General features: G+C 55.3%; 11 protein-coding genes. 9 read left to right on the top strand and 2 right to left on the bottom strand.

The window, feature by feature from the left end; all coding sequences use genetic code 11:
- Positions 1-2 precede the first annotated feature (2 nt).
- The gene (gene tyrS, locus AC06ND_RS07900) at positions 3-1187 is read left to right on the top strand and encodes a tyrosine--tRNA ligase (RefSeq protein WP_475678443.1); all 1185 of its coding nucleotides are present in this window, start codon (positions 3-5) and stop codon (positions 1185-1187) included.
- A gap of 6 nt (positions 1188-1193) precedes the next feature.
- Complete coding sequence (rbfA, locus tag AC06ND_RS07895) at positions 1194-1541, top strand: 30S ribosome-binding factor RbfA (protein WP_475678442.1); 348 nt, start codon at positions 1194-1196, stop codon at positions 1539-1541.
- A 4-nt stretch (positions 1542-1545) separates the two neighbouring features.
- Here the strand turns inward: rbfA and AC06ND_RS07890 are convergent, their stop codons facing one another.
- Positions 1546-2766, bottom strand: a complete 1221-nt coding sequence (locus tag AC06ND_RS07890; protein ID WP_475678441.1) for an FtsX-like permease family protein — start codon at positions 2764-2766, stop codon at positions 1546-1548.
- 12 nt (positions 2767-2778) lie between these two features.
- On the bottom strand, positions 2779-4188 hold the full coding sequence (locus tag AC06ND_RS07885; protein WP_475678440.1) for a C1 family peptidase: 1410 nt from the start codon (positions 4186-4188) through the stop codon (positions 2779-2781).
- A 68-nt stretch (positions 4189-4256) separates the two neighbouring features.
- On the opposite strand from AC06ND_RS07885, the gene AC06ND_RS07880 reads away from it, so the two are divergent.
- The 7 genes from AC06ND_RS07880 to AC06ND_RS07850 form a co-directional block, all read left to right on the top strand.
- Positions 4257-5252, top strand: coding sequence for a FecCD family ABC transporter permease (locus AC06ND_RS07880; protein WP_475678439.1), 996 nt, complete (start codon positions 4257-4259; stop codon positions 5250-5252).
- Between the two features lie 4 nt (positions 5253-5256).
- On the top strand, positions 5257-5964 hold the full coding sequence (locus AC06ND_RS07875) for an ABC transporter ATP-binding protein (protein WP_475678438.1): 708 nt from the start codon (positions 5257-5259) through the stop codon (positions 5962-5964).
- The gene (gene polA / locus AC06ND_RS07870; RefSeq protein ID WP_475678437.1) at positions 5964-8594 is read left to right on the top strand and encodes a DNA polymerase I; all 2631 of its coding nucleotides are present in this window, start codon (positions 5964-5966) and stop codon (positions 8592-8594) included. Before AC06ND_RS07875 ends, polA begins: the two co-directional genes overlap by 1 nt.
- Complete coding sequence (locus AC06ND_RS07865; protein WP_475678436.1) at positions 8566-9171, top strand: RNA polymerase sigma factor; 606 nt, start codon at positions 8566-8568, stop codon at positions 9169-9171. Before polA ends, AC06ND_RS07865 begins: the two co-directional genes overlap by 29 nt.
- Before the next feature lie 3 nt (positions 9172-9174).
- The gene (gene rsmG, locus AC06ND_RS07860) at positions 9175-9840 is read left to right on the top strand and encodes a 16S rRNA (guanine(527)-N(7))-methyltransferase RsmG (protein WP_475678435.1); all 666 of its coding nucleotides are present in this window, start codon (positions 9175-9177) and stop codon (positions 9838-9840) included.
- Positions 9841-9931: 91 nt separating this feature from the next.
- The gene (rpmH, locus tag AC06ND_RS07855) at positions 9932-10084 is read left to right on the top strand and encodes a 50S ribosomal protein L34 (RefSeq protein ID WP_475678434.1); all 153 of its coding nucleotides are present in this window, start codon (positions 9932-9934) and stop codon (positions 10082-10084) included.
- A gap of 249 nt (positions 10085-10333) precedes the next feature.
- Positions 10334-10765 (top strand): nucleotide exchange factor GrpE (locus tag AC06ND_RS07850; protein ID WP_475678433.1); only part of this gene is annotated, 432 nt, incomplete at its 3' end.

Raw genomic sequence — 10765 nt, 5'->3', positions numbered from 1 at the left:
GCATTGACCCTACCGGAGATTCGCTCCATATCGGCCACCTCGTCAGCATCATGATCCTCAAGCACTTCCAGGCATGTGGCAACAAGCCATTCGCACTCGTCGGCGGTGCAACCGGTATGATCGGTGACCCATCGATGAAGAGCCAGGAGCGCAACCTCCTCGACGAGGAGACCCTCGCTCACAACGTAGCCTGCATCAAGGCGCAGCTCGGCAAGTTCCTTGACTTCAACTCAGACGCTGAGAACAAGGCAGAGCTCGTAAACAACTACGACTGGATGAAGGACTACACCTTCATCAACTTCACCCGTGACATCGGTAAGCTCATCACCGTGAACTACATGATGAGCAAGGACTCTGTGAAAAAGCGCCTCAGCCGTGACTCTTCAGAGGGTATGTCATTCACCGAGTTCACCTACCAGCTTCTCCAGGGCTACGACTTCCACTACCTCTACCAGAACAGGAACGTGAAGCCCCAGCTCGGCGGCGCGGAACAGTGGGGTAACAGCCCCACCGGTACCGAGCTCATCCGTCGCACCTGCGGCGGCGAGGCGTACGCACTCACCTGCCCTCTCATCACCAAGGCAGACGGTGGCAAGTTCGGAAAGACCGAGAAGGGCAACATCTGGCTCGACCCAGAGCGCACCTCACCATACCAGTTCTATCAGTTCTGGCTCAACGTCAGCGATGCAGACGCAGAGAAGTACATCAAGATCTTCACCATGCTCGCCCAGGAGACCATTGAGAATGCGGTGGCAGCTCACGCAGAGTGCCCTGAGCGTCGCGAGCTCCAGAAGCTCCTCGCTAAGGAGATCACCATCATGGTACATGGCGAGAAAGAGTACGAGAATGCAGTTAAGGCTTCTCAGATGCTCTTCGGCAAGGCAACTGCAGACGACCTCCGCAGCCTCGACGAGAAGACATTCCTCGCAGTATTCGACGGCGTTCCTACCTTTGAGGTGGCTGCCGACAAGCTCCCTCTCGGCATCCTCGACGCACTTGCAGTCGAGACCCAGGTATTCGCATCCAAGGGTGAGGCCCGCAAGATGATCCAGAGCAACGGTTTCTCCATCAATAAGGAGAAGATGACCGACCCTAACTACGCTCTCAGTGAGAAGGACATCATCGACGGCAAGTACATCCTTGCACAGAAGGGAAAGAAAGACTATTACATCATCGTTGTTAAGTAATAAGACATGGAAGCAACCGAGTCAACAAGACAGCTCAAGGTCGCACGTGAGATCCAGAAGGACCTCGCAGAGATCATCAGGAGCAAGGGAATGGCGCACTATGACGGAGCCATGGTATCCGTCAGCGGCGTCAAGATCAGCCCCGACCTTTCAGTAGCGCGCGTATACGTGAGCATCTTCCCTTCTTCGAAGGCGGAGAAGATCATGGCGCAGCTCGAGGAGGAGAAGAGAGAGCTTCGCGGAGAGCTCGGACGCAACGTGCGCCAACAGCTCCGAATCGTTCCGGAGCTCACCATCTTCCTCGACTCTTCGCTCGATTACGTCGAGCACATCGAGGAACTTCTCAAGAAATAGGGATTCAGCGTCTCTCCTTCTTGTAGAAGGAAGCCACGGGCAGCAGCGCGATCAGATAGCCGATCACAGCGACGCCTGCCACGGTAACAAGAACATCCGTCCATGAAAGGACAATAGGATATGCCTGGACTATGAAGCTTCCAGGCATTCTTATTATACCGAAATGCTGCTGGGCAAGGCACACGAGTATGCCTACCACAAGGCCGCCAGCAAGGCCCAGCAGAGAGATGAACCATCCCTCGAGAACGAATATCCTGCGCACGAGAGAGTCGGTGGCGCCCATGCTGCGGAGCGTCTCCATGTCCCCGCGCTTGTCTATGATCAGCATCGAGAGACTGCCGAAGATATTGAATGCGATTATGATGATCACGAAGATAAGGATCAGGAAGATCGCGGCCTTCTCGTACTTCATCATCTTGTAGAGGGACTCGTTCTGCTGATAGCGGTCGCGCACCTGCATTCCGCTTCCCAGGCGTTCGCCGAGTTCCTTCTGCACCCTGCGCATCTCCTGCGGCTGAGTACCCGGAACGAAGCGTATCTCAACCCCGGAGACCTCATCCCCGTACTCGAGAAGCTTGCGCATCTGATCGATAGGAAGGAGCATATATGCATTGTCGATCTCGCTGCTGACCGCAAAGGTGGCGGATGGCCATATCTTGACAGACCTGATGGCTGCGGTCGGATTTGCGAGCGAGATGGCACGCGTGCGGGTCGGGAAATAGATCTCGATCGGAGTCAGGAAACGAGGACTTATGCCCATCTTATATGCCAGCCCTGCACCCACCAGCGCGAGCGGAACGTCACCCTTATGGAAACTGTACTCACCTTCGCGGATGTATGATTCGAGCGGAGATTCCTCCTCATAGACCTGGTCCACTCCCTTCGCGATCACGACGCTCTGCTTGCCGCCATAATTGAGGAACACCTGCTCCTGCAGCACCGTGCACACGGACGCGACGCTCTCCTGATCATAGAGCCAGTTGTAGGCCTCCCCTTCCGGCACAAATGCCTTGCCCTCCGAAGGAACGACGAGAAGGTCCGGCTCCACCGTGCCCATCATGGACTTGACAAGCTCGTCGAATCCATTGTACACGGACAGGATGATAATCAGAGCCGCGGTGCCTATCGCCATTCCGACCGAAGAAATCGTCGATATGATGTTGATCACATTGTGCGACTTCTTCGCGAAGAGATATCTGCGCGCTATGAAGAAAGGAAGGTTCATCAGCAGCGGACTTTATTCCTCAGGCATGAACATTGGGTCCCATGCAGGAAGAAGCTCAGGCTTCTGATCGAGCATCTTGAGGATGTCGGCAGGCACATACTTCTTCTCGAGCACGAGACGGAACATATACTCGTTGAACCACTCGTCGGTCATGATGAGGCAGCCCTTGTAGCCAGAAGAAGCGCCCCAGCTGTTCTCAACCATCCACTTCTGAGGCTTGCCGTCCTTGAGATCCACCGCGATGAGGGTCATCGCATGCGAAGAGCCGCTGGCATGGGTCTTTACCCTCTCTTCCTTGTTCATGCCGAAGCTGAATCCCGAGAGCGACTCATAATCGAAGTTGGCAAGGTCGAGGGTACCCTTGCTGCGATCGAGGAACTTCGCGACGTCACAAGAGAAATACATGGCGGTATTGTCCTTAATAGAAGCAATTGCCATCTCCTTGATCCTCTCGATAGGGAGGTTGATATAGAGCCAGTTCTGTCCGTCATACACATGACGGTCATATTCGATTTCATAGACCTTTCCATACTCTCTGCATGGGTCGTTCATGACCATCACGTAGTTGTTCTCGAGGTCTGCGCTGACATATTCGTCATAGAAAGCCTTCGGGGTGTAGGTCTTGGTATCAACGATCTCGCCCTTGGAGTTGCAGCGAGTCCACTCGAACTCAGTAGGAGGAACGCCGAGGCAGAGCACGAGGAAACGGTAGATCTCCTTGAGCATCTCGATCTTCGCTGCTCCCATCTTCTCGAGAGCCTTGTCGTTCTTCTTGCCGTCATTCATGTCACGCAGACGAAGTCCATCCTCGCGAAGCTTGAGCTTGAGAAGATTGGCCATAGCCGAAGTGTTGTTCGAATTGAGGGTCTCTGCCATCGCTGTCGAAGGAACCACGCCATACTTGGTGATAAGGTTAGCGACGCCGGTGAACTGTCCGCCGTCGCTGAGAGGATTGCTGAAGAGCCAGTCGACCTTGCGATCCTCGAAAGGAAGGTCGCGGGTATCGATCACAGCCTGGAGGAAAAGATTGCACTTCTCGAGCTGGTCGTAGAAGAAGAGATAGTTCTGACTGAACTGGAACTCAGGGAGGTCATACTTGTCTATCATCCTTGCGCGGAGCACGTTCAGTCCTGTAAAGAGCCAGCAGCGGCCAGACGACTTCTGGTCAGTGATGCCCTTGGTCTTGACCTTGTCCGAGAAATGGGTATCCATCATCACAGCGTTCTCCATGTTGACGGTGAGTGCGGAAATGGAAGTGCTTGCGAGAGCATTCTTGATGGCCTTGTCGGCTGCGGTAGCCTCATATCCCTTGCTTATCTCGGAAAGAGCGGCAGCGTCGAGTCCGCCACCTGGAACGATATTCTGTGCACTGAGGGCAAGGCTCATGAAAAGCGATGCCGCGAGGATAATTGTCTTCTTCATATTCGTAGTTCTAGTAAAGTTCAAATATAGCGATTTTTGGCAACATTGGCTATATTTGTCCCTGTCACATGGGGAGAAGGATACCATACAGCATCATTCTGGCGGCAGCCGTACTGGCTCTCGCTACAGCTGACGTACTCTGGGGAGGAAACGCTGGCGGCGACGCCTTCATCATCACCCGAATCAGACTCCCCCGCGTGGCAGTGGCGCTCATATCAGGCGCAGCACTCGCACTCGGCGGTCTCCAGATGCAGAGCATATTCCGCAATCCCCTCGCCGACCCCCACATCATGGGAGTCAGCGCCGGCGCGGGTCTGGGAGCCGCGACCGCACTCCTTCTCGGAAGCGCCGGCGCTGCAGGCCTCAGTTCGATGGGGGCTGCCGTCACCGGAGGCATGACCCTCGCGGCATCGGCGTTCATAGGGGCAGCCCTCTCAGCCGCCCTCGTGATGGTCGTCTCGACCAAGGCAAAGTCAAGCTCCACCCTCCTTATATTCGGAATCATGCTCGGATTCATCATCAACGCGATAGTCGCCGTGCTCCAGTTCAGCAGCAACTCCGAGTCCCTCAAGGCATACTACAGCTGGGCAGCCGGAAGCTTCAGCAACTGCAGCTGGCCTCAGGTCATAACCATGGCAACATGCCTGTCGATCGGCCTCGCACTGGCCGCAGGCAACATCAAGGGTCTCAACATCATTCTATTCGGAGACGAATATGCCGAGCTCTCCGGAGCAAGGACAAGGCGCATACGTCTGAGCGCGATGACAGCGTGCTGCATCATGACAGGTGCAGTCACTGCCTTCTGCGGTCCCCTGGGCTTCGTTGGAATAGTCGCGCCGCATATCGCAAGACGAATCTCAGGACGTCAGTTCTGCTCCGACCACCGAAGGACCATCCCGACCAGCATGCTCGCCGGAGCCGGTCTCTGCATCGCGGCTGACCTTGCATCTCAGCTGTGGTCGAGAATCGTGTCACCCGTTCCCGTGGGCAGCAGCCTCGCCATCATCGGTATTCCGCTCATACTCCTGATCCTCATCGGAGGAAAGGAAGAAAACCTCAGCTAGAACCATGGAGAATGACACCATCATAAAGGCAAACGCAGCGAAGATAGGATATGGGAGCCATGTCCTGTGCGAAGGCATCAGCTTCGACATAAGGCGCGGAGACTGCATTCTGCTCTGCGGCCCGAACGGCAGCGGAAAGACCACCCTGCTGCGCGCCGTCGCCGACGGCAGCATACTCGACGGACAGAGCTGCGAAAGGGTCATGGTACCGACCGGCATACCCAAGGTGAAGGGCTTCACTCTACGCGAGTTCATCAGCACCTCGCTCTACCGGGAAAGCAGCTGGAAAGGGCGCATCGGGAAGAAGCTCGAATCGAAGATTGACCAAGTTCTCGACATGCTCGCCCTGTCCGCTCTCCAGGACCATGACATCTCCACCCTCAGCGACGGCGAGTTCCAGAAAGGCACCATCGCGGCAGCCCTTTGCCGTACCAGCGACGAAGCATGCATACTGCTCGACGAGCCGAGCTCATTCCTTGATCCGGAGAACAAGGCCATGATTTTCCGCACCCTCCGACAGATCGCCCAGGAAAGCGGTACTGCCTTCGTATACTCCACCCACGACGTGGCCGCAGCCCTTCCGTCATGCACCGCGGCATGGGCCATCGGCAAGGACGGACAATTCCGCTGCGGACGTGAAACAAAAATTGAGGTTATTTCTTCAATATTCTCCGACAAAAGCCTTATCTTTGGGAATTCGACAGAATTCTGATGAAACAAAGACTTTTCCTGATAGACGGACACGCGCTCGTATTCAAGATGTACTACGCGTTTCTCAGACGTCCGATGATCAATTCCAAGGGCGCTGACATGTCCATCCTATACGGCTTCACCAAGTACATCCTCGAGATGATCGAGAAGGAGCGCCCTACCCACCTGGCAGTGTCGTTCGACCCTCCGGGAGGGACCTTCCGTAACCAGATGTATCCCGAATACAAGGCCAACAGGGATGCGACCCCGCAGCTGGTCATCGACGCGCTCGAGCCCCTGACCGAGCTCTGCGAGTCTCTGCGCATACCCGTGCTCATGATGATGGGATTCGAGGCCGACGACGTGATCGGATCGATGGCAAAGCGCGCGGAGAAGGAAGGCTATGAGGTATACATGGTCACTCCGGACAAGGACTACGGCCAGCTTATCTCCGAGAACATCTTCCAGTACAAGCCCGGCAAGGGAGGCGACGAGAGAGAGATCTTCGGAATCAAGGAAATCCAGGAAAAATACGGCATCCAGAGGCCAGAGCAGGTCATCGACATGCTCGCCATCTGCGGTGACACTGCCGACAACGTACCCGGAGTCAAGGGCGTCGGAGAGGTCGGAGCCAGCAAGCTCATCGCGAAGTACGGATCCCTCGAGAACATCTACGCCCACCTCGACGAGCTCACGGCCAGCCAGAGAGCCAAGTTCGAGGACGCCAAGGACCATATCGACCTGAGCAAGCAGCTCGTGACGATCAAGACAGACATCGAGATCGCGACCCCTATCGAGGCCATGGCACTGGACGGAGTCGTGGACGCAAAGGCTGTGGAGCTCTTCGACCACTATGAGTTCGGATCCCTCAAGCGACACCTGAAGAATCTCTGCATCGACGGAGCCCTCACCAGCGAGCTCCCGGCAGCTGAAGCCAAGCCGGAGTTCAGTTTCGAGGAAAGTGACTCCGCTGCCGTCTGCAAGGCGGCAAAGGAAGCAGGAAGATGTGCAGTCAGCGTCTACGATGACGGCAGAGTGTGCGTCTCGGCCTGCGGAAAGGTCGCCACAGGAGCTGCGGAGAGCTTCGCGGAAACGCTCTCTGACGCCTCCATCGCAAAATACGGATATGAGCTCAAGCCACAGATAAAGATATGCAGGGGCATAGAGGGACGCCTTATGGACATAGTCCTCATGGACTACCTCATCAACCCGGAGAAGAGCCACAAGCTAGACATGCTCTGCAAGACCGAGCTCGGTATAGACCTCGTGGTCGAGGAGGAGAAGCCGGAACAGACGTCATTCTCGCTCTTCGACGAAATTCCAGACGAGGTGGAAAAACCGGATTCAGGCAAGACTCGCGAGACCGCGCTTCTCTTCGAACTCGGAAAGAAGAAGGAAGAGGAACTCGCAGCACATGACCTCACCAAGCTTTTCGAGGAGATGGAGGAACCGCTCATCCGTGTGCTCGCAGGAATGGAAGAAGAAGGAGTCAAGGTTGACCTCAGCATACTCAGGCAGTTCGCCGACACCCTCAGGGAGGAAGTCGCCGAGCGTGAGGACAGGATACGCGAGATGGTGGATGAGCCGTCGCTGAACATACTCTCCCCGAAACAGATCGGAGTCGTCCTCTACGAGAAGCTCGCCCTCGACCCTAAGGTCAAGAAGAGCAAGACCGGCGCTTATCCGACCGACGAAGAGACGCTCCTGGATCTCGCAGACCGTCATCCCGTCATCAACGAGATACTGGAATTCAGGGCAGCGAAGAAGCTGCTTTCGACCTACATAGAGCCTTTCCCGGAGTTCGTCAACAGACGCACCGGGAAGATACACACCACCTTCAACCAGGCGCTCACCGCGACCGGCCGCCTCAGCTCGTCAAAGCCAAACCTCCAGAACATCCCTATACGTACAGAAAGGGGCAAGGAGATACGCAAGGCCTTCGTTCCTAGTCGCCCGGACGGCATCATCATGTCTGCCGACTACTCCCAGATCGAGCTCAGGATCATGGCGCATCTCTGTCAGGACCAGCACCTCATCGCATCCTTCAATGCCGGAGTAGACGTCCACAAGGCCACTGCTGCGAAGATTTTCAAGGTGGATGCATCGGAAGTCACCTCCGACCAGCGCAGGATCGCCAAGACCGCAAACTTCGGTATCATGTACGGGATATCCTCATTCGGACTTGCGCAGAGGCTGAAGGTCGCTCGTTCGGAAGCGAAGCAGATCATCGACGACTATTTCGAGTCCTTCCCTTCCATCAGGATGTTCATCAATGACACCCTCACCGCAGCGCGTGAGAACGGCTACGTGGAGACCCTCTTCGGAAGGAGGAGATACGTTCCGGACGTGAACGCCAAGAACGGCACTGTACGAGCCCTCGCCGAGAGGAATGCCGTCAATGCCCCTATCCAGGGCACCTCAGCCGACATCATCAAGATCGCGATGATAAATGTCGACAGGAGGCTGCGCGAAGCCGGTCTGAAGAGCCGCATGGTGCTCCAGATCCACGACGTGCTTGTATTCGACGCCGTGCCGGAAGAAGCAGAAACACTGAAGACTATTATAACCGAGGAGATGGAGAACGTAATCAAGCTCTCCGTTCCGCTTACAATCGAATGTAATTATGGAAAAAATTGGCTCGAAGCGCACTGACAGGCTCAACGAAGCGGAGCTCATCAACCTTGCAAAGAAGAAGAACGAGCACGCCTTCCTGGAGATGCACAACCGTTACAAGGACGGCCTCAGGGCACATATATGCAAGATCGTGGCCCCTTGGGACGTAGACGACGTATGTACCCAGACCTTCCTGAAGGCCTTTCTCCACATAGACTCGTACGACTCTGCGAAGAGCGAATTCCGCACCTGGCTCTACACCATCGGTTGGAACACCGCTCTGGACCACATAGGCAAGAAGAAGCGCGAGCAGGAGAACATGCCGACCAGCTCCATCGACGGAGACAACGACGGCTCCGCAAACAGGATCTCTGCTCCGGACAAGACTCCGGACGAGGAGATCAGCTACCATGAGGACTACGAGAAGCTCATGAGCTACATCGAGGAGCTCGACGACCTCTACAGGGACATCGCCAAGGAGCGTTTCATCAACGAGTGCGAATACAGCGAGATCGCCGAGAAGTTCAACCTCCCGATCAACACCGTCAAGACAAGGATCAAGAGGTCCAGGGAAATGCTCATACGCATGATGGAGACCTCGGACGAAATAATGTAAGAGATGGAATTCAAGGAATTCATACAGATAGCAAGGGAGAGTTTCCCATTCATAACTGAGGACCAGGAGAAGAAGTTCGCTCAGCTCGATGCGCTGTACAGGGACTGGAACGCTAAGATCAACGTCATCTCCCGCAAGGACATCGACGAGCTGTACCGCCACCACGTCCTGCATTCGCTCGCTATCGCAGCCTACCTCAAGGGCACCGGAGTGGAGCTCGCACCCGAGGGTGTGCCGGCCATGATTCTGGACCTCGGAACGGGCGGCGGATTCCCAGGCATTCCTCTGGCGATACTCTTCCCCGAGCACGAGTTCACCCTCTGCGACTCGATAGGAAAGAAGATCACCGTGGCAGGAGGTGTCGCACAGGCCCTCGGACTCGGCAACGTCAAGACCGTCAACGCCCGCGCCGAGAGCCTTCCGGAGACCTTCGACTGGGTGGTATCGCGCGCCGTCACCTCGCTGGACAACTTCATGCCCTGGGTCAAAGGTAAATATTCCAAGGGCATACTCTATCTGAAGGGTGGAGACATAGCGGAGGAGATAGCCGTCGCGATGGCAAAGTGCAAGCTCCCGAAGGGAAGTGTCCGCACATGGCCGGTCAATTCGTGGCTCCGCGACGAGTATTTCGACCAAAAGTTCGTGATACACATAGAAAAAAGAGGCTGAGACAGAACTTTTTTACAAAAATTTTGATGATTAACTGAAAAAGACTACCTTTGCACTCCCAAGTCAGAATATATAGAAAAAAGATACAATAATGAAAAGAACATTCCAACCATCAGAGCGCAAGCGTCGCAACAAACACGGATTCCGTGAGCGCATGTCGACTCCAAACGGTCGCCGCGTACTCGCAGCTCGCCGTCGTCATGGCCGCAAGAAACTTACCGTATCTTCAGAGGATAGGTACTAGTAGGCTGCCCCGGAACTTTTCATTATTCGGGGAATAGAAGAGGCTGACCAGAAAAGGTCGGCCTCTTTTGTCTTTCCTCCCTATCCACCCTTTCAGCCAGCCCTGGACCATGTAGGTCCTGCGCTCGCTGACACCGTTGCCGTAGCTCACATCAAGGAGCGCGACTGACATAATGGCAGAGAGGCGGAGGTGGCAAAGTATTTGCGTCACTGTCTTACAGACAGAATTTTGAATAAAACATCACATCATATGGCAGAACAGAACAAGGAGACAGTCGAGCAGGAAGTTGCTGCTGAGGCAGCTGAGGCTACCGCAAAGGCAGACAAGAAGGACAAGAGCTCGGCGCTCAAGAAAGAAATAGAAGAGCTCAAGGCACAGCTCGCAGAAAGCGAGGAGAAAGCGGCCAAGGAGCATGACACATACATCCGTCTCTTTGCGGAGTTCGACAACTTCCGCAAGAGAACGGCACAGGAGAAGCTCGACCTCGTAAGCGTGGCATCACGCGACACGATCATTGGCCTCCTTCCTGTACTCGACGATTGCGAGAGAGCCCTCAAGGTACTCGCGGAGTCAGACGACAGCGACGCTGCCAAGGAAGGAACCGAGCTCATCTACAACAAGCTCATGGGCTACCTCAAGAGCAAGGGAGTGGCAGTGATCGACGCACTCGGCAAGGACTTC

The organism is Candidatus Cryptobacteroides sp. (assembly GCF_056207615.1).
Note: the sequence above shows the minus strand (reverse complement) of the source record. Positions and strands in the feature narration are given on the sequence as shown.